The sequence below is a fragment of the Paenisporosarcina sp. TG-14 genome (genome assembly GCF_000297555.1).
In the GTDB taxonomy this organism is placed as follows: domain Bacteria; phylum Bacillota; class Bacilli; order Bacillales_A; family Planococcaceae; genus Paenisporosarcina; species Paenisporosarcina antarctica.
In genome coordinates, this window is record NZ_AMGD01000005.1 from 36,191 (window position 1) to 60,749 (window position 24,559).

General features: G+C 37.3%; 28 protein-coding genes. 11 read left to right on the forward strand and 17 right to left on the reverse strand.

Annotated elements, in window-relative coordinates; all coding sequences use genetic code 11:
• Positions 1 to 208: 208 nt before the first annotated feature.
• A complete protein-coding gene (locus C406_RS0101845; protein ID WP_017378885.1) occupies positions 209 to 637 on the reverse strand; it encodes an NUDIX hydrolase in 429 nt (142 codons plus the stop codon).
• A 21-nt stretch (positions 638 to 658) separates the two neighbouring features.
• Complete coding sequence (locus tag C406_RS0101850) at positions 659 to 1,393, reverse strand: SDR family NAD(P)-dependent oxidoreductase (RefSeq protein ID WP_017378886.1); 735 nt, start codon at positions 1,391 to 1,393, stop codon at positions 659 to 661.
• Positions 1,394 to 1,601: 208 nt separating this feature from the next.
• Here C406_RS0101850 and C406_RS0101855 point away from each other — a divergent pair, with 208 nt between their 5' ends.
• On the forward strand, positions 1,602 to 2,543 hold the full coding sequence (locus C406_RS0101855; protein ID WP_017378887.1) for a 3-hydroxyacyl-CoA dehydrogenase NAD-binding domain-containing protein: 942 nt from the start codon (positions 1,602 to 1,604) through the stop codon (positions 2,541 to 2,543).
• 146 nt (positions 2,544 to 2,689) lie between these two features.
• Here the strand turns inward: C406_RS0101855 and C406_RS0101860 are convergent, their stop codons facing one another.
• From C406_RS0101860 to C406_RS0101895, 8 genes are all read right to left on the reverse strand, one after another.
• Positions 2,690 to 4,357, reverse strand: coding sequence for a hypothetical protein (locus C406_RS0101860; protein WP_017378888.1), 1,668 nt, complete (start codon positions 4,355 to 4,357; stop codon positions 2,690 to 2,692).
• A 588-nt stretch (positions 4,358 to 4,945) separates the two neighbouring features.
• Positions 4,946 to 5,557, reverse strand: a complete 612-nt coding sequence (locus C406_RS0101865; RefSeq protein WP_017378889.1) for an NUDIX hydrolase — start codon at positions 5,555 to 5,557, stop codon at positions 4,946 to 4,948.
• A 73-nt stretch (positions 5,558 to 5,630) separates the two neighbouring features.
• Positions 5,631 to 6,134 (reverse strand): GNAT family N-acetyltransferase, encoded by a 504-nt coding sequence (locus C406_RS0101870; protein WP_017378890.1) that lies wholly within the window; start codon positions 6,132 to 6,134, stop codon positions 5,631 to 5,633.
• A gap of 12 nt (positions 6,135 to 6,146) precedes the next feature.
• Entirely contained in the window at positions 6,147 to 6,767 is a 621-nt protein-coding gene (locus tag C406_RS0101875) for an FMN-binding negative transcriptional regulator (protein ID WP_026045573.1), read from the reverse strand.
• Between the two features lie 21 nt (positions 6,768 to 6,788).
• Positions 6,789 to 7,475 carry a peptidase E gene (locus C406_RS0101880; protein WP_017378892.1) on the reverse strand — a complete coding sequence of 229 codons (687 nt, stop codon included), beginning with the start codon at positions 7,473 to 7,475 and terminating at the stop codon, positions 6,789 to 6,791.
• Positions 7,476 to 7,532: 57 nt separating this feature from the next.
• Positions 7,533 to 7,928, reverse strand: a complete 396-nt coding sequence (locus tag C406_RS0101885) for a hypothetical protein (protein WP_017378893.1) — start codon at positions 7,926 to 7,928, stop codon at positions 7,533 to 7,535.
• A gap of 19 nt (positions 7,929 to 7,947) precedes the next feature.
• On the reverse strand, positions 7,948 to 8,148 hold the full coding sequence (locus C406_RS0101890) for a YwbE family protein (protein ID WP_017378894.1): 201 nt from the start codon (positions 8,146 to 8,148) through the stop codon (positions 7,948 to 7,950).
• A gap of 146 nt (positions 8,149 to 8,294) precedes the next feature.
• Positions 8,295 to 9,242 carry an ABC transporter substrate-binding protein gene (locus C406_RS0101895; RefSeq protein ID WP_017378895.1) on the reverse strand — a complete coding sequence of 316 codons (948 nt, stop codon included), beginning with the start codon at positions 9,240 to 9,242 and terminating at the stop codon, positions 8,295 to 8,297.
• Positions 9,243 to 9,361: 119 nt separating this feature from the next.
• On the opposite strand from C406_RS0101895, the gene C406_RS0101900 reads away from it, so the two are divergent.
• From C406_RS0101900 to C406_RS0101910, 3 genes are read left to right on the forward strand one after another with little or no spacing between them, the layout of a single operon-like run.
• Positions 9,362 to 10,360, forward strand: coding sequence for a FecCD family ABC transporter permease (locus C406_RS0101900; RefSeq protein ID WP_017378896.1), 999 nt, complete (start codon positions 9,362 to 9,364; stop codon positions 10,358 to 10,360).
• Positions 10,361 to 10,363: 3 nt separating this feature from the next.
• Positions 10,364 to 11,401, forward strand: a complete 1,038-nt coding sequence (locus C406_RS0101905) for a FecCD family ABC transporter permease (RefSeq protein WP_017378897.1) — start codon at positions 10,364 to 10,366, stop codon at positions 11,399 to 11,401.
• Entirely contained in the window at positions 11,402 to 12,067 is a 666-nt protein-coding gene (locus C406_RS0101910; protein WP_017378898.1) for a (2Fe-2S)-binding protein, read from the forward strand.
• 231 nt (positions 12,068 to 12,298) lie between these two features.
• Here the strand turns inward: C406_RS0101910 and C406_RS0101915 are convergent, their stop codons facing one another.
• Positions 12,299 to 13,054 (reverse strand): LysM peptidoglycan-binding and 3D domain-containing protein, encoded by a 756-nt coding sequence (locus C406_RS0101915; protein WP_017378899.1) that lies wholly within the window; start codon positions 13,052 to 13,054, stop codon positions 12,299 to 12,301.
• Between the two features lie 389 nt (positions 13,055 to 13,443).
• Positions 13,444 to 14,298 carry an STAS domain-containing protein gene (locus tag C406_RS0101920; RefSeq protein WP_017378900.1) on the reverse strand — a complete coding sequence of 285 codons (855 nt, stop codon included), beginning with the start codon at positions 14,296 to 14,298 and terminating at the stop codon, positions 13,444 to 13,446.
• A 263-nt stretch (positions 14,299 to 14,561) separates the two neighbouring features.
• On the opposite strand from C406_RS0101920, the gene C406_RS0101925 reads away from it, so the two are divergent.
• Positions 14,562 to 14,999: an OsmC family protein gene (locus C406_RS0101925; RefSeq protein ID WP_017378901.1), complete on the forward strand. Its 438-nt coding sequence runs from the start codon at positions 14,562 to 14,564 to the stop codon at positions 14,997 to 14,999.
• Positions 15,000 to 15,021: 22 nt separating this feature from the next.
• Complete coding sequence (locus C406_RS0101930) at positions 15,022 to 15,813, forward strand: SDR family oxidoreductase (protein WP_017378902.1); 792 nt, start codon at positions 15,022 to 15,024, stop codon at positions 15,811 to 15,813.
• Positions 15,814 to 16,126: 313 nt separating this feature from the next.
• Here C406_RS0101930 and C406_RS0101935 read toward each other — a convergent pair whose 3' ends face one another.
• From C406_RS0101935 to C406_RS0101945, 3 genes are all read right to left on the reverse strand, one after another.
• Positions 16,127 to 17,209 carry an ATP-binding protein gene (locus C406_RS0101935; RefSeq protein ID WP_017378903.1) on the reverse strand — a complete coding sequence of 361 codons (1,083 nt, stop codon included), beginning with the start codon at positions 17,207 to 17,209 and terminating at the stop codon, positions 16,127 to 16,129.
• Positions 17,210 to 17,555: 346 nt separating this feature from the next.
• Entirely contained in the window at positions 17,556 to 18,065 is a 510-nt protein-coding gene (locus C406_RS0101940) for a GNAT family N-acetyltransferase (protein ID WP_017378904.1), read from the reverse strand.
• Between the two features lie 251 nt (positions 18,066 to 18,316).
• Positions 18,317 to 18,658, reverse strand: coding sequence for a TraR/DksA family transcriptional regulator (locus C406_RS0101945; RefSeq protein WP_017378905.1), 342 nt, complete (start codon positions 18,656 to 18,658; stop codon positions 18,317 to 18,319).
• Positions 18,659 to 18,783: 125 nt separating this feature from the next.
• On the opposite strand from C406_RS0101945, the gene C406_RS0101950 reads away from it, so the two are divergent.
• The 3 genes from C406_RS0101950 to C406_RS0101960 all read left to right on the forward strand — a co-directional run bounded on the left by C406_RS0101950 (position 18,784) and on the right by C406_RS0101960 (position 20,668).
• Positions 18,784 to 19,965 (forward strand): YbfB/YjiJ family MFS transporter, encoded by a 1,182-nt coding sequence (locus C406_RS0101950; RefSeq protein WP_017378906.1) that lies wholly within the window; start codon positions 18,784 to 18,786, stop codon positions 19,963 to 19,965.
• Complete coding sequence (locus C406_RS0101955; RefSeq protein WP_017378907.1) at positions 19,952 to 20,317, forward strand: VOC family protein; 366 nt, start codon at positions 19,952 to 19,954, stop codon at positions 20,315 to 20,317. Before C406_RS0101950 ends, C406_RS0101955 begins: the two co-directional genes overlap by 14 nt.
• 147 nt (positions 20,318 to 20,464) lie before the next feature.
• A complete protein-coding gene (locus tag C406_RS0101960) occupies positions 20,465 to 20,668 on the forward strand; it encodes a 2-hydroxymuconate tautomerase family protein (protein ID WP_017378908.1) in 204 nt (67 codons plus the stop codon).
• Positions 20,669 to 20,738: 70 nt separating this feature from the next.
• Here the strand turns inward: C406_RS0101960 and C406_RS0101965 are convergent, their stop codons facing one another.
• Complete coding sequence (locus C406_RS0101965; RefSeq protein WP_017378909.1) at positions 20,739 to 21,239, reverse strand: GNAT family N-acetyltransferase; 501 nt, start codon at positions 21,237 to 21,239, stop codon at positions 20,739 to 20,741.
• Between the two features lie 88 nt (positions 21,240 to 21,327).
• Here C406_RS0101965 and C406_RS0101970 point away from each other — a divergent pair, with 88 nt between their 5' ends.
• Both C406_RS0101970 and C406_RS0101975 read left to right on the forward strand, forming a co-directional pair.
• Positions 21,328 to 21,774: a MarR family winged helix-turn-helix transcriptional regulator gene (locus C406_RS0101970; RefSeq protein ID WP_017378910.1), complete on the forward strand. Its 447-nt coding sequence runs from the start codon at positions 21,328 to 21,330 to the stop codon at positions 21,772 to 21,774.
• A gap of 84 nt (positions 21,775 to 21,858) precedes the next feature.
• Complete coding sequence (locus C406_RS0101975; RefSeq protein WP_017378911.1) at positions 21,859 to 23,172, forward strand: NAD(P)-binding domain-containing protein; 1,314 nt, start codon at positions 21,859 to 21,861, stop codon at positions 23,170 to 23,172.
• A gap of 776 nt (positions 23,173 to 23,948) precedes the next feature.
• Here the strand turns inward: C406_RS0101975 and C406_RS0101980 are convergent.
• Positions 23,949 to 24,422 carry a DinB family protein gene (locus C406_RS0101980; RefSeq protein ID WP_017378912.1) on the reverse strand — a complete coding sequence of 158 codons (474 nt, stop codon included), beginning with the start codon at positions 24,420 to 24,422 and terminating at the stop codon, positions 23,949 to 23,951.
• Positions 24,423 to 24,559: the final 137 nt, after the last annotated feature.

Here is a 24,559-nt window from a genome sequence, read left to right on the forward strand (position 1 = left end):
AACTAGTAACCATATTATTCTTAATTTGTACATTGTTAAGCCTTTCTTTTTATGCTTTTCTTATGAATGGTCAGAAGTATTTTCATACAGTAATATAAATTGAAAAAACCTTCTAAAGAGTTCTTAGAAGGCTTTCATTTTTCTATTTAATTATTTTTCTATTCTATTAACCTTATGTATTTTTTAACCATCTTCCCATAAGTTGTATCTACTCGGAAATATTTCCAGTTTGGTTTCCCAATAATTCTTTTAAGAATTCAACATCTTCTGGATAGCTCATTTTCAATTGATCTAATTCCTCAACAGACTTCCAAGCTATATCTAAAATGAATTCATCAGGATCCTGCACGATTAAATCCCCACTTACTACTTTCACTTGAAAATACTGCAACTCATATGTAATTTTATATTCATCGTTTGTCCCATTCTTATCTTTAAGTTTTGATACGACCTTCACTTTCAAGCCTGTCTCTTCCTCAAATTCACGAACACAGCATTGTTCAAACGTCTCATTGTCTTCAAGTCCACCTGAAGGAACAGTCCATTTTGGCTCTTCATCATGGGCTGCTTGCAATACCATTAATACTTGGTTGTCTTCATTGATGCATACACCTGAGGCACCCTTCCACTTAAACATCTATGTTCCTCCTTACTTAACTTAATGTTCGTAAATCATTTTGTGTGTCATTCCACCATCCACAACTAAATCAATGCCTGTGACAAAATCGTTTTGTGGATCCGTTAAATACAGGCATGCTCTAGCAACATCTGAAGGCTTTCCTACTCGTCCCGATAAATGTTGTTCGTGATCAATATCTCGAAGTTCACTATAATCACCAGTTTCAATCCAACCTGGTGAAATAGCATTGACTGTAATGTGATGTTCAGCCAGAGACGCAGCAAGAGCGTGAGTAATGGCTATAATCCCACCTTTGGTTGCAGCATATGCTTCTGAATTCGGTTCCGACATCGTTGCACGGGTAGAAGAAATATTCACGATAGCTCCACCACTATCCTGCTTGCGCATGTGTAAAGCTACTTCACGAGAACACAAGAAAACACTTCTTAAATTAGTATTTATCAGATCATCCCATTCTGTTATTGATAACTCGAACAAAGGCTTAAAATCACTCTTCCCTGCATTATTAATTAAAATATCGATGCGCCCGAATTTAGTAATTGCTTGCTCCATTAAACGTTTAACATCTTCTTCTTTTCGAACATCCGTTTTTATAAACACACTACGCACAAGTTGTTCACTAACTTCTTTTCCTAATTCCTCATTCACATCAGCAATGATTACTTGTGCACCTTTTGCCACATATGCTTCCGCAATGCCCCGCCCAATACCGTGCGAAGCACCTGTTACGATAACGACCTGTGCTTGATTCATAGTAATTCCCACCTCTCAATTTATATTAACGTGTCCACCATTCGTTAACTAATACAATCCCAACGACCACCACAACAGCAAGAATATAAAACCATTCCGGTATTCCACTAAAACTAAACACCTTACCACATCCACTCTTTTTCGATGATATCTATGTAATAATAATAACATGTAAACATGTATGAACAACGAATAAGGAGGTTGAACAATGACACACTTACATAGTGACTTACAACGCTTTAATCCCGTCACAGTAATTGGTGCCGGGACAATCGGACTTTCATGGGCAACTTTGTTTTTAGCTCACGGATTAACCGTGCGATTATATGATCCAAGAACTGATTTGCAAGAAGTAGTTGATCAACATTTTAAGTCCATTGGTTCCACTTTATCACTACTAGGGCTTCCAAAAAATGGCTTTGAGTCACGTTTATCAATAGGCTCTGACTTACAACAAGCTATAACTGGTGCAGCGGTTATTCAAGAAAACGGGCCAGAAAAATTAGAACTGAAACAACAATTATTTGCTGACATTGAAAGCTACATTAAACCACAAACATTGTTACTGTCATCTTCATCGACAATTCCAGCAAGTGATATTTCATCATTTATGAAAGATAAGAGTCGTATGCTAATTGGGCATCCGTTTAACCCACCACTTGTGATGCCACTGGTCGAAGTGGTGCCGGGCAAGTTCACTTCTAATGAAGCTGTTGAAGATGCACTGCTCTTTTATAAAACACTTGGAAAAGCCCCACAGCTCATACGAAAAGAAGTGTTCGGCTTTGTAGCAAACCGTTTGCAGTTTGCAATGTTGCGTGAAGCTATGTATTTAGTGGATGAAGGCGTTGTTAAAATGGAAGATGTCGATGAAATCGTGAAAGATTCAATCGGCTTACGCTGGGCAGCCTCTGGGCCAATGCTCGGCATGCATTTAGGCGGTGGTCATGGCGGTATGGAAGCATTTATGCGTCACTTAGGACCAACTATGGAAAAAAGCTGGGCGGCACAAGGTAATCTTATGATGAATGAAGAGGCCATCTCCCGATTAGCAACAAAATCTCGAGAATCCTATAATCACATGACCATTGATGAGCATGCGCAAACACGTGATCAAAAACAAATGGCCATATTAAAAGTGCGTGATTAAGAAAAGTGGAATGGCATCATGCCACATAAAAATGCGTAGAAGCGTTCTACTCCTATAGTGCTCTAGCATATACTTTGGCAAAAAATTATATTCTTATAGTTAATTACAAAGAATGGCTGTCTCATTAATCTGAGACAGCCATTTTCTTAGTCCAATTCAGTTATCGATAACTCTTTTACAGGTAGGAACAACTCTCCAGTATTTAAATACGTCACAGTTACTTTATCCCCTACTTCTAAGTAAACCACTAGAGGTGATATTTCGCTGGAGACCAAGTAATTGGTTCCATCAGTTAGCAAGAATGATACAATCGTGAATTCACCGACACGCTCTTTGTACACACGTTCGACTGTACCACTAACCTTTGCTTCTTCCGCATTAGAACTACCATCTACACTACTTCCTCCACGTTGTAATGCCGTTTTATATAACTTTAATGCTTTGTTGGGCGTGTTTGCAAAAGTAGATATTTCTGGATTTGCTGCAGAAACAATAAAATAGTTTTGCAAGAATCCATTCGCATCTAGTACAGGTGTTAACCAACTTGCCTCCCCATAAAAATTATAAAGAATTGGCATTTCTCCTGACCATTTTTTCTCAATAAATTTCTTCTCAATAATCTGTAATGCACCTTGTGAATCCATATAAGATTCGTCCATATTCCCCGTGAAATACGTGGCTTCTCCAGTTCGTGCATCCGTTAAAGAATACCCAAGCATGGAATCAACGCCTTCTTTTGGACTCGTGAAATCAGTGAAGTAGAACATTGCCCCGTTCTCGTTAAATACAGGACTGACATTCGCTTCAATTCCTTCATCAGTTGGCAATCTTACATCTTTCTTACTAAATTTACTGTTCAAGTATCCGTGTATATAGTTACCAAAGTAACTATTTTGTAAACTCACAGCTTCTGGTGAAACTGCTCCATCGATAAAGGGAGGTACTTCATTTAGAGCATACGCTTTGATGTCACCAGTTTGTGGCTCCACTACAGCTACGCCAGTTACTTCAAAACCGTTTCGAGCAGACACAAATTCCCCAAATGTACGGATATAATGAGATTTTCCTTCATCATCAATTTCAAGCTGCATTGCTCCATTGAAAATCTTTTCCGGCATTTCTAAACGTAGATGACGCGCGACATTCTTTTGAAAGAATGATGAAGGTGTATAGGTCATTTCTTCTTTAATAAACTTCGGATTATCTGAAGAATTAGTTGCACTCATCGTAAAATATCCTGGTGTTGTATCCCCATTTAACCACTTGAAAAATCCAGAGAATTCAACTGGTGCAATATAGACATATTCATCATTTACTTTTTGTATTTGCAAATTACCTAATTCGTAGTAACTCGTATTTGGAACTTGACCAAAAGCTTTTTTCATTTTATTTCGAGCAAATTTTGGCGGAACACTTGCTGGAGTTTCAGTTTCATCAAATGCTTCGATTTCAACTTCTTGTTTCATTTTTGCAGACTCAAATTTTTCATCTGCATTAAATAAAACGGCGCTTAACATATAGCCTCCAAAGACAATGGCCGCTAAGAATAGCACACCTTTCACACGTTGTTCTTTGCCTGTTGTTGAAAATGTGCCAATCCCAGTTGCTAAAATAGCAAGTGGCCATAATGCAGAAGGATTTCGATCTATATTTGTTACATAATAAAATGCAAAGACAATGATTGCTAACACAACCGCTGAACCAATGATTCCCGCCACAATCCCTTTGCGTTTTTCTTTCGGCAATGTAAGCGGCATGATTAAAAGTGCTGCAACAATTGCCACTCCAATGCTATATAGGAAAGTTAATCCCATGTGAATTCCTCATTTCTTAGAAGTTCTACTTCTTAATACGAATGACATCAACTAAAAGTTTCGATGAATCTATTAATAAACATAAAAGTGACTGCTAGCTTGTAAAACTACTGAAAGACTCCCCCCAAGGACACATTCGGCGCATCCAGACTTTTATATTGAATATACTGGATGCTCACAGCGGGATTCCATCTGAGTGAAGTTGTTTATTCCCGTTTAAAGTGATTTATTCCTCTTCACGATTGGTTTATTCCCGTTCAAACGCAGTTTATTCCCGTTTAATTTGATTTATTCCCGTTCGCACACGCTTTATTGCCGTTTAGCCTATTTTCCCCAATCTGGCAGAGTAAGATCTTTTCCCATACAAACAATTAAAGAAGCTAATCATCACTCTTATAAATAGTGATTAGCTTCTTTTTCTATTTATCCGATATTATCTGTTCAATTCCAATCTAAAAAAGCGATTGAAAATTGTTTACTCAGTATGTAACATATTTCATTCATCAATAACTTTGAACCCTTTGTTGTTGCCTTTAGCCTACGATCAAAAAATTTATCAACAATGAAAATCAAAAACTTTCACATTACTCATTTTTTTCGTATCGCATTCATCAAGACTGTATTTATATACCCGGTGCCATGTGGGACAAAATCTTTTAGTGTGGCATTTATTGCTGTTAAGTCATCATTTTTTGAATGGATGCACTGCAACGAAATGTGCGCAACCTTCTTGTCGTATAATCTTACAACTTCGGATAGCGGTGAAGAGAATATGCCACTTACTTCTTCTTCCTGTAGATGAAAGGGGAGATGCTTATTTTCCGTAATGTATATAAATGTGTGCGCAAATTCATTATCCATAAACCCTTCTTGCAAGATGCTATCTTTAATAATGCCGATGAATTGGAGTTCTTCCATGCTAATGTTGATGCCAAGTTCTTCTTTCACTTCACGAATTCCATCTTTCGCCGTTTCGTTAGCGAGTATGTGTCCCGCTGCTGTAATGTCAAAAAGACCTGGAAAATCTTTTTTCACTTCGCTTCTTTGTTGAAAATAAAGATAAGGTACACCATTTTCAATATAGACAAACCAACAATGAAATGTCTCATGCCAAAGACCATGTTGATGAATAAATGACCTCGTATTTTTCCCGACCTTTTGCTGTTTTTCATCAAAAATTGAGAGGTATTCTTGCTCCATGTATAATCACCACATTTGATTTAATTTGTACTTGTTATATCGAATTGCTTTTTGGCTTTGCTTATTTCTTTATCTACCATTCCAGACTCATGTAAACTTCATCTACATATGTATCGCCAGTTTTCATTGCATTTTGCTCTATACCAAACGCTACAAAACCAGCTTTTTCATATAATCGAATTGCTTGAATATTTGTTGATACGACAGTTAAATTGATTTTTTCCACATGTTGCAATTCTTTTGCATGATTAATTACTGCATGCAAAAGAGCCGATCCTATTTGTTTACCACGCACTCTAGGAGTTACGTACACAGCAAACAAATTCAATCGGTGACGAAGTTTAGGGGCCCCTTCTTCTGCAATTGTCATTATACCAACTAAATCGTTATCGATAAATACACCAAGTGTTGCAGCTTCTATGGCATCCAAATTACTCGCTACTCGTTTCAAAGGGTTTAATCTTGATATCGCATCTTCATAAGTAGTTGCAAAAGCTTCCGGATTTTGTTGTAATGCTTCAAGTCTCAAATTCCAATAGACTTCAGCGTCTTCTCCAATTAGTTTACGAATCTTCATTTTTCCGCCCCACTATTCTATTGGTAGTGATGTCTTTTCCATCCATTTCCCAATATCTTGTTCATGTGATTTATCTATCTTTGTTAGTTCATCAATTACCCGCTCCACTCGCTCATTAGAATGGTTTTGACTTAACTTTGCTTTCCCTTTTATGTTATCGATAGCAACAACAAATCCGACAACGCCTTTTGATAAAGAAGATATATACCCTGGTTCGACATCATGTAAAGAATATTTACTTGAAGGTTCTTCGTACTTTTCGGTTAATTCGACCATTGATTGCCAAAGTCGTGGATCTTCCTCTTTCATGAGTTGAACTTTCCCTTTTACATGAACCGTTACATAATTCCATGTTGGAACAGAGTTGTGGTTTTCATACCAAGATGGTGAAATGTAACAATGGGGTCCTTGAAACACAACCAATACTTCTTGGTCTTCCAAGTCAACCCATTGTCGATTTCCTTTTGCAAAATGACCAATTAGTTCAGTTTTATCATGACTTAACAGCAACGGAAGATGTGTAGCTGTTAATGAGCCCTGATGAATAGATGTTAAAGTCGCAAACCCGTGGGCAGTTATTACTTCGTCTATTTCTTGTCGATTCTTCATTTCAAAATATGATGGGATGTAAATATTAAACCCCTACTTTCTCTGCTATAAACCTAAATATAGTGTGGATAATTGTGTTTCTTTATCTTTATCCACGCGATAACCGTGGGCAGTTGGGCGAGAGCTGACAATACAATCCAATTCTTCATCAATAAAATGAAGAGCCACTCCATCATCTGCGGCAAAACCACTTATGATACTTCCCTCTTTTATGAACTTTTGATACGCTGGTCTTCGATTTTCTTCACCATCATAGTGAGGACAATGACTACCTCTGAGTATGCCAAGACAAGATATGGGTTCAAGTCCAGAACCGTAAGAATCTGTTACTCCTTCTTCAAACCAACAAAGTGACCCTGCACTCAACCCAGCAAGAATCGTACCATTGTCGTAGGCTTGGCGAATGGCTACATCAAGTTCCCACTCACGCCACAGCGCCATTAAATTTTTGGTATTGCCACCACCAACGTAAATAATATCTTGATTCATAATAAATTTCTTAATATCTCGCGTATGTGGTTTAAATAAGGAAAGATGTGTGGGTTCACACTTCTCCATTTTAAAGAAGTCATAAAATTGCTCGATATATACCTCTGCATCACCACTTGCCGTTGCAATAAAACAAATCCTTGGATTTACTTTTTTGCATTGTTTTAATATATATCGGTCCAGTAGAGGATTTTCTGGCTCCATTAAAAAGCCGCCGCCACCTAAAGCAATTACTTGTCTCATTTCGTGTTCCCCCATCCCACTTATTTTCCGATTTTGTATTGAAGATTACTTGTTACTCTATTTTGTGGTCCCTTTATTAATGACTGTTGAAATTAAATCCTCAATCGAACCTAAGCAAATCTGCACTTCGGGTAGATGATAAAACGTGCTGGTCGTTTCCATATTCATCGCTTCTAAGTTCGGTGAAAAGAGGAAAATCTTTTTGTGCCCTGCAATTGCCAGTCCAAGTTCAATATGACTTCCTTTTCCACCGGGTAAAAGCACCACGACGACATGTGAATCTGCAATTGCTTGTTTTTCAAGCATCCCTATTTTTTGTAAGTCTTCAAGTGAATTAGCCCGTTCATTCTGTGTCCAATCATATGTATGATGCCACCCAATTTTCTTGAGTTGGAATGACACCTTTCTAACGACTTCTTTGTTTTGAAAACTAGATGCCACGTAAAAATTCATGTGGGATTTCCCTCTCTTTTTAAGAAGATAAAATGTCACATACGCGACCAACTTGTCCATCTTCTAATCGGACTTTAATGCCGTGAGGATGTTTTGGCGAATTGGTTAGTAAATCTTTCACTATACCTGCTGTTTTAACACCTGAGCGTTGATCGTTTTTCAGAATTACGTTAACTTGTAAGCCAGGTTTTACATCTGCACGAATTTGACCATTTGCCATGATTATTCACCCTTTCTATCTTTCTATTTTATCATAAAAAGAACTAGTATTTTGACAATTAAAAATGTCAAAACACTAGTTCTTGAATAATATTTATAAGTTTTTTTCATTACAGCAATTAACTTTACCTTGCCTAGCTATTTTACTTATTTGAAGTAGGTTTCCAAGTCATCCAACATCAAATCAGCAGCTAAATAACCACCTGCTGTGTTCCAGATAACATCGTCTACTTTAAATACTTTTTTCGCTTTTGAAACTTCAAGGTTTTGGAACAATGGATCGTTAATCCACTCATCTTCTAATTTTGTTGCTTCCTTATCGCCTGTTTCATAAGTGAAATAGAACATAATGTCGCCATCCATTGCTGGAATCCGTTCCTTTGTGACACCTTTTTCTGCGAAATCAGGTAAATCTTGCTCTGCAGGTCGTGCAAAGCCTAGTTGCTCTAATATCACACCTGAGAATGAATCTTTATGGTAAATACGTACATCTCCCGCCATAAAGCGTACCATGGATACTTTTTGCTTCGTTTGATCACCTAAAGCTACTTTTAAATCTTCAATGCGGTTATTGTATGCATCTAATTTTTCTTGTCCTACGTCTTCTTTATTAATTGCTTTTGAGTATAGTTTGAAATTTTCTTGCCAGTCTCCGCGTAATGTTTCGGCGAATACGGTTGGAGCTATTTTGCTCAACTGATCGTAAATTTTTTCTTGACGCATTTTGTTTCCAATTATTAAATCTGGTTTAAGAGCTGCTATCGCTTCTAGTGAAGGTTCTGATTCGTTACCTACTGTTTTTGTGTCTTTTAATTGGTCAGCTGTATGTTTATACCACGTATCTCCTGTAAATGCTTCAACAGCTCCAACAGGCGTTACGCCCATTGATAGGACGGCTTCTACTCCTTCATTTGTTAACACAACGATGCGTTTCGGCTCGTCTTTAATCGTTGTTTCTCCCATTGCATGTGTAACTGTGTAGCTTTCCTCTTTTGCTGTATCTTCACCACTTGTCGCAGGTTTTTCTTGCGTTTTGCCACATGCTGCTAAAATTAGTAGCATGAAAGCTATTAATAAAATACCTAATTTCTTCATATTTTTTTCTCCTTTTTATCACCCAATTGAGAATGAAAATCATTTACAGTTAGTACTTTATATGATACGATTTTACTTGTCAACAAGTGTTTTCAAAATAATAATTCAGAGGTTTAAATATGTTACATACAAATACTACACGTGGCTGGGGTGTTGCTATCGGCATCATTTCCATTATTATTTTAATGAGTTCTAGTTTGGTTTACGGGTATACCAATACCACTTGGTCAGATGCGTTCTTGGCTTTTGTTCATCCGACTTCTTCAAATGAACATATAATTATTCGCGATGTACGGTTTCCTCGCGCAGTGATCGCAGCCTTCGTTGGTGCATGTCTTGGTGTTTCAGGTGCCATTATGCAGTCCATCACGAGAAACCCACTGTCTTCACCAAGTATTCTTGGTGTTAATGCTGGGGCAAGTTTCTTTGTCGTTGTTGGGGTCGTTTTTTTGTCTGTTCAAAGTTTACAATCCTATATGTGGCTTAGTTTTGCAGGAGCCACTTTTGCTTTTTCACTTGTATTCATCTTAAGTAGTACTGGTCGCGAAGGGCTTACACCACTTAAATTAACTCTGGCAGGTTCCGCAATTACAGCATTATTTGCATCGTTTACCCAAGGATTATTAGTTTTAAATGAAACCGCTCTAGATCAAGTATTATTCTGGTTAGCCGGTTCAGTGGCTAATCGACCACTTGATCTACTGGTTAACGCGTTACCTTACATGGTAGTTGCTCTATTGCTAGCTTTTGTACGTGCGAAAGAATTGAATGTATTAAGTATTGGGGATGACGTTGCAGTAGGTCTTGGTCAACGAACAGCGTGGATTAAGTTTTTCTTCGGCGCATGCGCCGTTGTTTTGGCTGGATCTGCTGTAGCGGTTGCTGGTCCTATTGGATTCGTTGGCATTATCATTCCACATTTAATCCGGTCATTAGTTGGACTCGATCATCGTTGGATTCTTCCTTATTCTGCTATGGGTGGCGCAGCTCTTTTACTGCTTGCAGATATAGGAGGGCGCTATGTATTAATGCCTCGAGAGTTACCAGTAGGTGTTATGACTGCTCTCATTGGGGTGCCTTTCTTTATTTTTGTGGCACGTAGAAAGTTGGGGATATAACAAATGAAAATATTCAATCGACTTGATTTTACTCGCCATCCCTTCTTTGCCACAATTATTGTTTTCCTTGCCGTCGTTACGGTCATGTTATTATCAGCTGGTTCTGGAGAATTCCCATTATCTCCAACGAAAGTAGTTACTGCGCTATTTGGTTTCGGAGATGAATTTGACCGAACTGTTTTAATCGACTTTAGGTTACCTCGCATTGTGATGGCTCTCTTCGTCGGAATGTCACTAGCTGTATCCGGGGCAATTTTACAAGGTATTACGAAAAACCCACTTGCTTCACCTGATTTAATCGGAATCACAGCAGGTGCTTCTTTCGCTGTTGTTTTATTCTTAACTCTATTCTCAGATGACAATAATTCATTAACTGTGAGCATTCAGTGGTTGCCATTATTCGCCTTTTTGGGTGCTACTTTGACGGCACTAGTTGTTTTCTTATTGTCATGGAAGAATGGTATTGCTCCGTTTAGACTCTTGTTAATCGGGATTGCAGTCGCTGCATTTATGCAAGCTGGCACAACCGTATGGATATTAATGGGACCTATTTATCGTGCAAGCCAAGCTACAATTTGGACGACAGGAAGCATATACGGCGCGAATTGGTCGCAAGTTTTTGTCATTATGCCTTGGGCGTTATTGTTTATCACAATTTCTCTCTTGTTACGTAGACAAATGAATATTTTAGAACTTGGGGATGAAATTGCAACAGGGGTTGGGTCTCGGGTTCAACTAAACCGAATTTTATTACTATTAGTAAGTACTGGACTAACCGGAGTAGCTGTTGCCTTTGCTGGAGGTATCGGATTTGTCGGCTTGCTCGCACCACATATTGCCAGAAGAATCGTAGGACCAAAATTTCAATCAATGGTTTTATTTTCAGCAGGAATTGGCGCGCTCCTTGTTCTCATTGCTGACTGGATTGCACGTGTAGCATTTGCCCCGATTGAAGTTCCAGCTGGTGTTTGGACGGCTGCTGTTGGAGCACCGTATTTTATTTTCTTATTAATGACAGGGCGCAAAAAGGGTGGTACTTAAATGAAGAGTGCTATCTTGGAAGACATGGTCGAAAATTTCAGTTGGCATCAAGATCAACTTGCATTACACACATTAACACTATCTGATCTATTTCATGAACCCTCTCTCGATCAACATCTAACTCGATTGACGACTGAATTCGGTAGTCCTACAAGAGCACATGCTGCTTCGATGACGGCAAAAAGAATTGGATACATAGCCGCTCTTATGATTTATGCTCGTAACAAACACGCTGTTTTGATACACCCTAAAGTATGCACATTTGTAACGATTGCCAAAGAATCAACAAATACTAGTTGGACACCTGTTTATTCGTTTCCTCTCGAAACGGCAGAACCTCGCCAGTCTACAGTAGAATGGATCACGCAAGAGTTGTATGCTCAAACTGTCGTTCCTATCGTTGAATTACTCGCGAAAGAAAGAGGCATCTCACGTGTTGTATTATTTGAAAATATATTTATCTACATTAAATGGATTTTTATTTCTAAACTTCAAGATAACATTACTTTTCAGCAGTTAATAGAATCATCGGCTTTGGAATTTGGAGTTAAAAAGTTACATCCAATCGCTTTATATGAATCTGGAAGAAGTACTTTACGTAAAACATGTTGCTTATATTATCAAACACATGACGCTGTTAAAGCGTGTAAAACTTGCCCACGATAAGAAAACAAGCTTGAGAGCGCAATCTCTCAAGCTTGTTTTTTGTAATAACTCGTTTCTAGGGATTTCGCTTAAGTAAAGTTAGATCTATTAAAACTACTTAGAATAAAAAATAGATTTTTACTATTACAACGTAAACCTTATTTTTTACAACTGAACCACTAGTTTCACTTCAATTTCTCTTTAAAACAAAAAAAGATGAGCACAAGGCTCATCTTCTCTCAATCAATTAAATTAATCTAATATTTTAATATTTACTGTTTGACGACCCCAGTCAAGAGCGTCTTGTTGATCTGCCATAAAGAGATCTATGATGTTGCCTTTAATCGCGCCACCAATATCTCCTGCGATTGCTTCTCCGTAACCTTCAACCCATACACGTGATCCAAGTGGAATCACTGATGGATCTACTGCGATAACTTTTTGGTCTGGATTTGAACGCAAGTCAATACCCGTGTAAGTTGTTCCTGAACACCCTTCGCAATAAGCAGTATATGCTGTTGCTGTTACTGTCATCTCTTTTGCAGTAGATGAAGTTGGTGCTGGTGCAGAGGCTTGAGTGGTTTTAGCTGGTGCTGGTGCTGTTGTTGTTTGTGCAGGTGCTGAAGTTCCTTGCAATACAAACTCATTACCTGGGAAGATTAAATCACTTGAAATATTATTCCAATTCATTAAGTCATCCAATGAGATATTGTGTATTGAGGCTATTTTATAAAGCGTATCACCTTTAACTACAACATGTTTCCCCGACTTGTCTACTACCTTGTCTGCTACCTTATCTGCTAACTTGAGCTCTTGTTTAGGATATATAAGAGTAGAATTCAACTCGTTCCAAGCTTGTAAATCTGCTACGCTAACATTATTGCCTTGTGAAATAGCCCATAATGTATCCCCTGATTGTACCGTATGAACTCCTGATGCAGATGCTTGGCCTGCTGCTCCTACTGATAGTGCTGCAATTGCAGTTAGTGCAACGATTTTCTTTTTCATAAATGAATTTCCTCCTTTTCACTAACGACCATCAGCATAGCACCCGAAGATGACAGGAGCGTTACAAAAAAGCGTGAAAAACTTATCAATTACATGACAAGATTGATCCTTCTGTTACATTTGTAATATATACCTTTATGCCCACTTTATTCTTATAGAAAAAATAACCACAAATTATCCCCTAATAATTATAGGTAATAATGTCTATAATTGTTGGATAATATTTAATTTTTGATAGTTTCACTGTGTTTTATATAAGTAAATCAATTTTCTCTAAACCTACGCATTACAGTTAAATATCACTGTGTAGGCTTTATGTCTTATAAAAAGTAGTGAAAAATCGCACAAAAGAAAACACCTTTCCAATGTGAAAAGGTGTTTTCTTTTGGCTATTCACGTTGTAATACAAAACCGATTCGTTGGAGCGCTCGTTCTAAAGTAGAGTCAATCGTGATGTCTTTGAGGTCCATATGTACTTGTAGTGCATTCATAGCCATTTGAGGTTGGAAACCTGTCAAAATAGGTTTGACTCCAATAATTTCTAGGATTTTAACGAGTTTTAAAAGCGCCCCACTAACGGTAGCATTGATTTGAGTAACTCCGGACAAATCGACGATTAAATAGTCTAAATCGTAATCTCGGCTTTTCGCTAAAGCAATTTGAATAATATTTTCTGCTCGTTGTGCTGTAATATCACCGATAATCGGTAAAATAGCTACACCTTTTGTTATAGGCACTAAAGGAGCAGTTAGTGTTTGAATATGTTGATTTGCCTTGTCCAGTTCAAGTACATATGTAAGGACAGAAGCCATTGATTCAAATATCTGTATATGCTGCTCAGGAAATTCTATATTTTTCGTATCTAATCCACAGATGGTTCCATAGTTTTCTCCATTTTCAAAATAAATAGGAATGCCTATGAAAGAGCCGCTCCCTAAATCTGCTGCCACTTGGAGTTCATTAGCCTGTTGGTGTTGAGTTATATCTTCAATTACTAAGATTTTACGACCATGGTCTACAGTCAATTTGCAAAAGGTTTCTTTAAAAGGCAGTTCTTCCCCTTCGTTTATAAGATTATCTTTTACATTCACTGCTTTGATAATACGATTTGTTTCCTTATCGTTTTTTGCAATAAACAGTGTATTCATATCGACGATTTTACTCATCATCTGTAAAATACATTCGGCCGCTTCGTCAAAGTTTTGAAAACTCTTTCCTTTTAATGTTAGCATTCGCTCATCCATGCGTATTCACGCCCCTTTGTACCCTTAAAATGTAATTTAAGTGTACCACTGTTTAAGTTTCTACTATAGTAGATAGAAAAAGGATTACAATAAAACATTGCACCATCCCTCCTCACTCTTTATTACCTCAATTCCCGTCTGTCCCCAAAAGAAGCTATTCCTACTGTAAATTCAATTAAAAAGTTTCATTTCACGAAACATCATTACTATATTATTCTGTAAAATCATTTACAATGAAGAATAGAAGAACGAGGGGGATTTTTATGGCACTTCATTCTTTTCATTTAAAGGCAAATTGGCCCGGTCTTCGTAATGATGTGGGAACAATAGAGACTGCAAACTTACATACCAAGATTTCGATTCCGCCTGAGATGGACGGTCCTGGAATTGGAACGAATCCTGATGAAATGTTACTTGGTGCAGCTGCTACTTGTTATATTATTACTCTTGCCGCTATGCTTGAACGTAGCAAGATAGAGAAAGAAAGTTTAACTTTGACCTCTGAAGGCATCGTTGATATTACCAAAGGAGTCATCACGTACAAAAAGATTATTCATCGTCCTCATCTCAAGTTACAATTTGGAACAGATTTGGAGTTAGCGCAAAAAATAGCAAAAAAAGCCGAAAGTTCTTGTATGATTAGTCGGGCACTTAAAGGGAATGTAGAGATTGAATTAGAAGTTAAGCTTGAAGTCATATAAGTTTAAAGAAAAGAGGGATTGTATGGATTTACAATTAAAAGATAAAGTCGTTGTCGTTACGGCTTCGAGTAAAGGTTTAGGAAAAGCAACAGCTCTTGAATTTGCTAAAGAAGGGGCTACAGTTCTTTTATCCAGTCGTAATGAAGCAACATTGGCTCAGACAGTTGATGAAATTAAGCAACTGACGAATAACCAGCATGTTTATGCTAAAACATGTGACATGTCTTCAGTTGAAGACATAAACGCTCTTTTTGCTTGGGTAACGGCAGAATTTGGCGGTGCCGATATATTAATTAATAATACAGGAGGACCAACTGCTGGTGGATTTAAAGACTTAGAAGATAGTGATTGGATGGCTGCATTTGAAAAGAACTTACTTAGTTATATTCGGACGACACGTGCCGTATTGCCTCATATGGAAGCAACTAATTTCGGACGTATCATCAATATCTCTTCTTCTTCGACAAAAGAAGTCATTGATGGGTTGATCCTATCCAATACCTTCAGATCTGGTATGGTTGGACTGACAAAAAGTTTAGCTAGAGAATATGCGAAAAATAATATCTTAGTAAATACCATCGGTCCAGGTCGTATTGCAACAGACCGCGTTGCTGAACTCGACCAAATTGCAGCAACTAGACAAAGTGTTTCTGTTGAAGACATTGTAAAACGCAGTGAAAGTTTGATTCCAATCGGACGTTATGGACAACCTGAAGAATTTGCTAAGGTTGTGTTATTTCTAGCATCTCCCGCAAATACGTATATGACCGGTCAATCTCTTATCATAGACGGCGGTATGTTAAAAGCTCTATAATTTTTTTGCATCAGTCTTTCATAGATTGGTGCTTTTTTATGAATTTATATAAGAAAAGCAGAAAGCGCCTACTAGCTCATCACTGGTTCTGAAGCTTAGGTGTGAGCTTTGGAGCTAGACATAACAACTCCAAGTACGAAGGTATTGCTCGAAAAAACTTATACTTTCTTAAATTAACGAAAAAAAAATGCCCTTTTCAGGATATCTGAATGGACATTAACAAGTATAATACTTAATCTCTACCTATATCAATATTGAAATTTGAGTTTCACTATACATTTCTCATGTCTAAGAATCGACAAATAGACATAATTCAATGCATTTCAAAACCAACTGGGTTCTCTGGTAATTTCATGTGAACTGTTGTACCCCGGTCGACAACACTGTGTACAGTTATTTGTCCACCATGATCATTAATTGTAGAGAATACTTGTGTTAACCCTAGACCGGTTCCATCGCTTTTGTTCGAATAAAATGGAGTTCCAAGTAAATTGATTTTATCTTTAGGAATACCGACACCGGTATCGCTAATTTTCACATGAACACTGTCACTTTGATAGTAGTGTTCAATTCGAAGCTTCCCTTTACCTGGCATTGCTTCAATTGCATTTTTAATCAAATTAAAAAACGCTTTTAAATACATATTCTTCTTTCCAAATATATGTTTATCACAATCTTGAAAATCTGTTTCAATCTCTATGTCATATAGTTTGTCTTGAAATAAAAACAAAAGAGAGGACAGTTCTTTACATAAATCAATTTCGGTAATTGGTTCACTGTAGAGATCCGGTTTAGCTACTTGAAGTAAATTTGACAATGTATCAATTGCCTTCTCTAATTCACTTTCCATCGCTATTAAATAAGGGTGTGGATTATTCTCCTTTAGTAATTGTAAAAAACCTTTGACTGAGGTTAGCGGATTCTTCACTTCATGTACAATACCTGCAGCAATTTGTCCAATCGACGCCATTTTCTGTCGATCATACAACATTTTCTCCGTTTCTTTTCGTATCGTAATATCTCTAAAAACGGTTTGCATGGCTCTTCGATTACCAAATTGAACTGGCTGACAGTAAAACTCAACATCCACGAGGGTCCCATCACATCGTATAATCGCTTGTTCAATCACTTCAAGAGGTTCTTCTCCACACATGCCATGTTCAATTCGTTCCCGAATCATGTCCTTCATGTCATCCTGAATAATATCTAAACAGTTTGAGCCAATTATTTGTTCTTTTGTTCCCCTTAAAAATTCAGATCCTACTTGATTAATATAAATAATTTTATAGTCTGCATGAATAATAATGGTCTCAACTGAATACTCCATTATTCTGATATACATCATTTCACTTTGAAGTATTTCATTTGATTCCATGGTCTCTAATACTTGATTCATGATTCGCGCTCCTTTCTATTGAATTAGACAAATATGGGTTGCATTCATAAAAATCAAAGGTATATTTAAGCTTGCTAATAATGTGAATTTTCATTTAATTAAATTCAGTTTAACTGATAATTGGTAGATTGAAAACAGATTTTTACCATTTTTTATTACTTTTTATATTTTTTAGCACCATTTTACTGTTTTTATTGAAAATAAATTTATCTTTTCCAGTTAAATTCACACTTGGTAATAGGTACCACTAGCTAGTTTAATAGGCTATTTATCTTATACTATCACATATGAAATAATTCCCTTATAATTGGATGAAAAAATTTATAAAATATTCAGACATTTATTTTCAAGATTCCTTAACAGAAATCCAAAACCTTCTTCTCATCTGACCTTCTTCAGTTATAAACAAATCGTCTTCTACTCCCCCATTATTTAAAATGACTTTTGTAGAACCAATATTGTCTTCATCACATGTTATTAGAACTTGATTGATATGAAGTTCTTTACATTTATTAAGTGCTTCTTTTAATAAATAGGTTGCGTACCCTTTATTTCGTTCAGAGGGCAGAATACCGTACCCGATATGCCCACCGATTGTTCGCAAAAACTCGTTAAGTTCATGACGAATATCGACCATTCCCACTATTTGATGGTCATTATTTACTAAAAAGTAATGGGAACTCGGTACCCAAGGGGTCTTGCCTTTTGCACGTTCGTCCAATGTATCTAAATAATCTTCATATGTATGAAACCCTGATAAATCCATGCTACTCGGAACCATTCGTGCAGATCCCCATTCTTCCATGTAAACTTTGTGTTGTTCTTTCCACTCAAGTGATGGCTTGACTAATTTCATCTTAAATTACCCCCTTCTTCATTAAAAGTTGAACATTAACGAAATGACCATTTATTTTTTGCAATTATTTGTTCTTCATCCAATTTATATATATTTTCATATTTTTAATTATAGAATAAAGTTTACTCTTTTGAATAGTGTGAAACTCTCTTTCTAAAATAGTTAAAAAACGCAAACGAAAGAAGTCTCCGTTTGCGTTTTTTATTTAAATTTTAAAATTATCTGTTTAATCTTGCTTATCTTCTTTTTGTTTAAACATCTTGATCGGCATGTTCAACACATGTTTGTGCTGTTGGTAAAGCTTCAAGTCTTTCAAATGGAATGCCTTCCCCACCTACTGCACAAATTCCGTACGTACCATCTTCAATTGCTTGCAATGCCGTTTCAATTTGTTCTATTTCTTCTTCCTTGTGATGTTCAATTGCCATTTCTGTATTTTGACCTGTCAAATCCGTCGCATTATCAGCAAGATCATTATCATAATTGGATAACTCCGTTGTTTCTAAAGGGGCATCTTCCTGAAGACGTCCTTTTACTTCTTGCAAGTCTTGCGTTAGTTGATCTTTCAATTGCTTTAATTGTTGAACATTCATATGTTATGTCCTACTTTCTTTGCTTTTCCTTATATATCTCCTCTTTATCATGGAAATCAAACCTTTTTTTCAATTTTTCATTTAATAGAGTATGATGGGAAAAGAAAAATAATGGAGGAATCGCCTTGTCTAGAAATCCTTATTCAATTGTCATCGGTGGCGTTTTCGCCCTTTTTATTGCCATGAGTATAGGGCGTTTTGCTTACACACCTATCTTGCCTTTTATGCAACAAGAAGCTGAATTTTCTACACGCTTCGCTGGTTTCTTAGCCTCAAGTAATTACGCCGGTTACTTGGTTGGTGCTATTATCGCCATTCTTGTTCCTTTAAAACGCAATCGCGCAATTTTTTTGAGAGTTACTATCATTTTCAGTGTTTTATTAACGTTACTCATGGGTCTTACATATAGTCACACTTCATGGATGGTATGGCGTTTCTTTTCAGGCATTACCAGTGCATTCGTTTTCGTTTTAGCTTCGAGTTTAATACTTGATCAACTGGCAAAACTACGGAAACTTGGATGGGTTGGCATTATGTATGGAGGGGTTGGTCTTGGTATTTTCATATCGGGATTACTTGTTCCTCTATTAATAGAGAACTTTCATTATCAAGGTGCTTGGATAGGTCTTGCTTGCTTAGCCGGACTCTTAAGTATTATTGTGTTTCTAACCATTAAAGAAGATACCACCGAACCTTCTGTCACTCTGTCTATTACACCTATAAAACCAAAGAAAAAGACGAAATGGCTCCCATGGTTATTGGTATCGTATGGATTAGAAGGATTAGGTTATATAGTCACTGGGACATTCATTGTTGCAATTGCCCAACAGACTCCCTCTTTTGGTGGCAATGCCACAAGTGTTTGGGTCTTAGTTGGTTTAATGGCAATCCCTTCATGCGTCATCTGGTCATACTTTGGAAGTAAATATGGGTACATGTTGTCCTTAATGATTCTATTACTAATTCAAGCTGTTGGTATCGTATTACCAGCGTTATCGGATTCTTCTTTCAGTTTTTATGTAAGTGCCATTCTTTTTGGTGCAACTTTTATGGGGGTAACGACTCTTGCCACAGCGTTTGCACGCGATAAAAATCCTCTTGGTAGTGCACGAGTCATCGCTATCATGACGACCGTTTATGCACTTGGACAAATGATTGGACCTTCGATTGCAGGAGTATTAACTGCAGAAACAGAAAGTTATACTGGGGCACTTACAGGCGCAGCTTTAGTAGTATTTATCGCCGCACTATTTTTACTTCCTTTAGTTAAACAAGAAAGGGCGGAAAGCAAAGATGATGTTAATTAAACGAGTTGATCATATTCAACTAGCAGCACCAATTGGTAGTGAAGAAAAAGCACGCTTGTTTTTTCAAGGAATTCTTTCATTGCAAGAAGTAGAAAAACCGCATGAGTTAAAGAGAAATGGAGGCGTTTGGTTTTCGAATGGACATGTACACATTCACGTTGGCGTAGAAAAATCTTTTATACCAGCGAAAAAAGCACATCCCGCTTTTGAAGTGTCAGATATAGAAGAGTTTGCTACTCATATCAGAGAAAAAGGTATCTCGATTCAAGTTGACGATAAATTACCAGGAGCGAAACGGTTCTATGTGGATGATCCATTCGGGAATCGATTGGAATTTCTAGAATGGATGTAAGGTAAGCGCAAACGTCTTCTTAAAATGCGCCGAAGATGGAAAGCGCAAATTGCGCCTTTCTGCCCCCGTGGGATACCGCTTGAAGCAAGACATTACAATTCGAAAAATCATGAATTCTACATGTAAGAATAGCGAGGAGTGATGAAAATGCCTTACGTAAACATTAAAATTACAAATGAACATGTAACTCCAGAGAAAAAAGCAGAACTTATTAAAGGCGTCACACAGCTATTAGTGGATGTTTTAGACAAAAATCCTGAAACAACTGTTGTTGTTATCGATGAAGTAGATACTGACAATTGGGGAATAGGTGGTCAATCGGTAACCCAGAGACGTCACCTAGGTAAATAATGAAGTGCTGACCAAGTCACACAAGTTCTTTGAGAATGCTTGTGTGACTTTTTCCTTTACAGACACTAATTTATTTATCAACACCTACCGAATCACTTCTTCTCTCCATAATGATATTATCCCGCCAGACTCCATCCATCTCCCCAATTTTCTCGTGTATTCCTAAGATGCGAAATCCACATTTTTTATGGAGCTGGATGCTAGATTCGTTTTCAGGAAAGATGCTTGCTTTTAGTGTCCAAAATCCTTGTTGCTCAGATACAAGTATCAATTCAGATAAAAGATGTTTTCCGATTCCTCTTCCTTTTGCTTTTGGATGTACGTAAATACTGACTTCTCCCACACCTGCATATACTGGACGGGCTGATGTATAAAGTACTTTTGCCCATGCCAACACTTGAAAATCTTCTTCTACAATTAAATGACAACCTGGGTGTGCTGATCCCATCCATTTTTCATACGATGGTGCTATTGTTTCAAAAGTCGCGTTTTTCGTTTTGATACCCTCTTCGTAAATTTCTTTAACTTGACCCCAATCTGAAGGAATCATTTGACGAATTATAAATTTCATATGAACACTCCTTATTTTAAATTAACTTTAATATAATAGTTGCATTTTGCAAATGAATGACATATAATTAATTTAAAGAGGTGACAACATGGATAACAAACGTGAGCTTTTTCAAATTTTAACTCGCCGCTTCGGTATATTAAATAAAAACTGTTGTGCAGGTGGTAACATCGATATTACAACCGTTCATAGTCATATTCTATATGAAATAGATAAACAACATAGTCCATCGATGCAACAAATCGCAGACATTTTAGCGATTGATGTTACGACATTTAGTCGCCAAATACAAACGTTAATAAAGATGCAACTTGTTGCAAAGTCTCCCTCTCCTGATGACAAACGCTTTTATATTTTATCTTTAACAGACGAAGGACATAAAATAGCACTATCAGTAGAATCATCAATGAACGCATATTTAGATGAAATCTTCTCACATATGAATGAATTTGAACAAGAAACCGTTTTAAGATCAATTAAGCTATTAAATAATGCCATGTCAAAATCAAGTGTCTGCTGCACACCATTAATCTAAGCAAGAGAAATCTTGCTTACACTTAGTTAATACTTGCATTTCACAACTATAAAGAAAAGAGGAATCCACATCACGAAAGACAAAATGAGCTTTACCATTTTAACGAATTGTTGTGAAACACCTGTAAGTAAGGGTGCACTTTCAACTATGCCAATCGCAATTATCGGAGCAGGTCCCGTTGGCTTGGCTGCAGCAGCACATTTAGTAGCTAAAAATGAACAGTTTGTACTTATTGAGTCTGGTCCTAGTGTAGGAAATAATATTTTGACATGGGGACATGTACGTTTATTCTCATCGTGGCAGTTCAATATTGATAAAGTAGCTATGCACCTTTTACAAGAGAACGGTTGGCTAGCACCCGTTATGAAACGCTTGCCCTATGGAAAAGATATCGTTGAGGATTATTTAATCCCATTAGCCAATCTGCCTCAAATTAAACCGTTTATTAAATTAGATTCAACAGTTATGGCTATTAGCAAAAATGGATTAGATAAGATGAAGAATGCGAAACGAGATGAACAGTCGTTTGTTTTGTATGTAGAAAAAGAAGGTCAAACTGAAAGAATTGAAGCTAGAGCAATCATAGATGCCACTGGAACTTGGGGGCAACCTAATCCTGTTAATGCGGACAATGTCTGGACAAAGCAAGAGGAATTACTAGCATCTAAAATAACGTATGGCATTCCTGATATAACGGGAGAATCTCGTTCAAAGTTTGAACATAAGCGAGTTGCAGTAGTCGGTGGTGGTCATTCTGCAATCAATACTATTTTAGAATTAGCCACTCTGGAAGGGACCGAAATCGTGTGGATTCTTCGCAAAAACCGTGTAGAAGATGCATATGGAGGAGAAGCTTTAGATGCACTTCCGGCTAGAGGTCAATTAGGATCTCGTATTCACCAATTAGTTGATAGCGGGAGAATTACCACTCATACCCCTTTTCTAATACACCAAGTGATTGATGAAGGTAACGCTTTAACAATTCACGGAACTACAAAAGGTGAAGGAACTGCGATTCACCATATCGATGAAATTATTGCGAATACTGGGTCTCGTCCTAATTTTAATTTCTTACGAGAAATTCGATTAGACATAGATTCTGCATCTGAAAGTATTTCGAAACTTGCGCCACTTATTGATCCGAACTTACACAGTTGCGGCACTGTCCGACCTCATGGAGAAACTGAACTACGTCAACCTGAAAAAAACTTTTATATCGTAGGTATGAAGAGTTATGGACGCGCTCCAACCTTTTTAATGGCCACAGGTTATGAGCAAGTAAGGTCAATTGTCGCTCACTTAACAGGCGATCTAGAAGCAGCTAAACGCGTAGAATTAGATTTGCCAGAAACGGGCGTCTGTAGTACGAACTTACTTACAAAAAATTCTTGTTGCTAAAGATTTTAAGTTCATGCTAAATATTTTTATTGCTACAGTATCCATTTGGGTTTCAGATTTCTTTGGATTGCAAACCTGCTACAAGATTATTAGACAGCTAATGAAGTGACTTTGTCACTTCATTAGCTGTCTTTTCGTATAGGAACCCTGCAGGATGTGTGCATCCATGAATATAGTGTTTTAAGTTTGTTATTTGTGAAAAGAAACACTGACTTTTAAAGTAGGCGTCTGAAGATCCGCCGCAACAGATGAAGTGACCATATAGCACTTGATGTCTTTCACATTTCAACACCTAATTATATTCCATAATTTTACTATTACAACGTGAAACGCTATTTTTACAACGTGGAGTTCTATTTTTACAACGTCACGTTCCATAATTACAACGTGACACTCAATAATTACAACTGAGCGACCGCTCGACAAATAGAACCATCTCTTTTTAAGATAGAGACGTGTTACATTTTGGCAAAACCCATTTTCGTACTTCAGGAGGATTGAGAATACTTAAATAAAGTAAAAAGCTGCCGAAAATTGTATCTTCGGCAGCTTGTTTTCTATGTAGTAAGTGTCTATTCTTTAGTAAACCAAAAGCCCGTAAAAGTTATAAGTGAGCGACGTGTGCACAACCCCAGTAAGATTGCTTTTAGGTATGTTTCGTCACCTCGTACTTCTCTTTCATTCTGTAGGTATGACTCATTGGGTTTTCCATCCAAAGCTTCCCGGAAACCCTAGTCATGCAGAATAGTCATGAACGAAGCCGCGTTATTATACATTTACACAATGAGTCCTTTTCTGATTAGAGTTGCTGAGACGGGTTGTTTTCCAATTTCCCTAGCCCACACAGACATTTGACCGACATGATGGATTTCATGTGCGATGACATGACGCATTATTTCCCCCCATGTGAGGGTTTCTATGCTTCCATCTTGTTTGATTTCTTGCAAAAGTTCATTTTCCAAACTACTTTTCCACGTAGCAACAAACTCCTCCACATCTTTTTTAAAGAGCATATCCAATCCTTTCACGCTCTCCAAACTCTGGTAATCCTCAAAACTCTCTTGAAAATCAGGCTTGCCTTGCATAATGCGAATCCAACTCCACTCCGCATCGATAATATGGAACAAAGTATGCAAGATTCCACCCACTCCGCCTGTGCGAATCTTTAGAAGTTCCTCCGGTGGTACATCCTCACACCACTTATACCATTCTTCTCTTGCCACCCAGTTGTAAGCAAACCATATTTTCATGCATATTCCCCTTTCTATCCACCGTTCTCTATTCAAATGATTCGGCAGACTTGGTTTGATTTCCTATCTCGTGAGCAATATTGATTATTTTGCATAGGCTAGGGAGATGCAATTAATTAAGACTTTAAGCTGGAAGG

Excerpts from the sequence above, each read along its gene's own strand:
- C406_RS0101945 (WP_017378905.1), bottom strand. The coding sequence starts at position 18,658 with ATGAATGTTCAACAATTAAAGCAATTGAAAGATCAACTAACGCAAGAC.
- C406_RS0101915 (WP_017378899.1), bottom strand. The coding sequence starts at position 13,054 with ATGAAAAAGAAAATCGTTGCACTAACTGCAATTGCAGCACTATCAGTA.
- C406_RS0101860 (WP_017378888.1), bottom strand. The coding sequence starts at position 4,357 with ATGGGATTAACTTTCCTATATAGCATTGGAGTGGCAATTGTTGCAGCA.
- C406_RS0101935 (WP_017378903.1), bottom strand. The coding sequence starts at position 17,209 with ATGAATCAAGTATTAGAGACCATGGAATCAAATGAAATACTTCAAAGT.
- C406_RS0101905 (WP_017378897.1), top strand. The coding sequence starts at position 10,364 with ATGAAAATATTCAATCGACTTGATTTTACTCGCCATCCCTTCTTTGCC.
- C406_RS0101910 (WP_017378898.1), top strand. The coding sequence starts at position 11,402 with ATGAAGAGTGCTATCTTGGAAGACATGGTCGAAAATTTCAGTTGGCAT.
- C406_RS0101885 (WP_017378893.1), bottom strand. The coding sequence starts at position 7,928 with ATGAATTTTTACGTGGCATCTAGTTTTCAAAACAAAGAAGTCGTTAGA.
- C406_RS0101900 (WP_017378896.1), top strand. The coding sequence starts at position 9,362 with ATGTTACATACAAATACTACACGTGGCTGGGGTGTTGCTATCGGCATC.
- C406_RS0101880 (WP_017378892.1), bottom strand. The coding sequence starts at position 7,475 with ATGAGACAAGTAATTGCTTTAGGTGGCGGCGGCTTTTTAATGGAGCCA.
- C406_RS0101890 (WP_017378894.1), bottom strand. The coding sequence starts at position 8,148 with ATGGCAAATGGTCAAATTCGTGCAGATGTAAAACCTGGCTTACAAGTT.
- C406_RS0101965 (WP_017378909.1), bottom strand. The coding sequence starts at position 21,239 with ATGAAATTTATAATTCGTCAAATGATTCCTTCAGATTGGGGTCAAGTT.
- C406_RS0101855 (WP_017378887.1), top strand. The coding sequence starts at position 1,602 with ATGACACACTTACATAGTGACTTACAACGCTTTAATCCCGTCACAGTA.
- C406_RS0101870 (WP_017378890.1), bottom strand. The coding sequence starts at position 6,134 with ATGAAGATTCGTAAACTAATTGGAGAAGACGCTGAAGTCTATTGGAAT.
- C406_RS0101850 (WP_017378886.1), bottom strand. The coding sequence starts at position 1,393 with ATGAATCAAGCACAGGTCGTTATCGTAACAGGTGCTTCGCACGGTATT.
- C406_RS0101955 (WP_017378907.1), top strand. The coding sequence starts at position 19,952 with ATGATGTTAATTAAACGAGTTGATCATATTCAACTAGCAGCACCAATT.
- C406_RS0101975 (WP_017378911.1), top strand. The coding sequence starts at position 21,859 with ATGAGCTTTACCATTTTAACGAATTGTTGTGAAACACCTGTAAGTAAG.
- C406_RS0101930 (WP_017378902.1), top strand. The coding sequence starts at position 15,022 with ATGGATTTACAATTAAAAGATAAAGTCGTTGTCGTTACGGCTTCGAGT.
- C406_RS0101865 (WP_017378889.1), bottom strand. The coding sequence starts at position 5,557 with ATGGAGCAAGAATACCTCTCAATTTTTGATGAAAAACAGCAAAAGGTC.
- C406_RS0101895 (WP_017378895.1), bottom strand. The coding sequence starts at position 9,242 with ATGAAGAAATTAGGTATTTTATTAATAGCTTTCATGCTACTAATTTTA.
- C406_RS0101920 (WP_017378900.1), bottom strand. The coding sequence starts at position 14,298 with ATGGATGAGCGAATGCTAACATTAAAAGGAAAGAGTTTTCAAAACTTT.
- C406_RS0101960 (WP_017378908.1), top strand. The coding sequence starts at position 20,465 with ATGCCTTACGTAAACATTAAAATTACAAATGAACATGTAACTCCAGAG.
- C406_RS0101940 (WP_017378904.1), bottom strand. The coding sequence starts at position 18,065 with ATGAAATTAGTCAAGCCATCACTTGAGTGGAAAGAACAACACAAAGTT.
- C406_RS0101970 (WP_017378910.1), top strand. The coding sequence starts at position 21,328 with ATGGATAACAAACGTGAGCTTTTTCAAATTTTAACTCGCCGCTTCGGT.
- C406_RS0101980 (WP_017378912.1), bottom strand. The coding sequence starts at position 24,422 with ATGAAAATATGGTTTGCTTACAACTGGGTGGCAAGAGAAGAATGGTAT.
- C406_RS0101925 (WP_017378901.1), top strand. The coding sequence starts at position 14,562 with ATGGCACTTCATTCTTTTCATTTAAAGGCAAATTGGCCCGGTCTTCGT.
- C406_RS0101845 (WP_017378885.1), bottom strand. The coding sequence starts at position 637 with ATGTTTAAGTGGAAGGGTGCCTCAGGTGTATGCATCAATGAAGACAAC.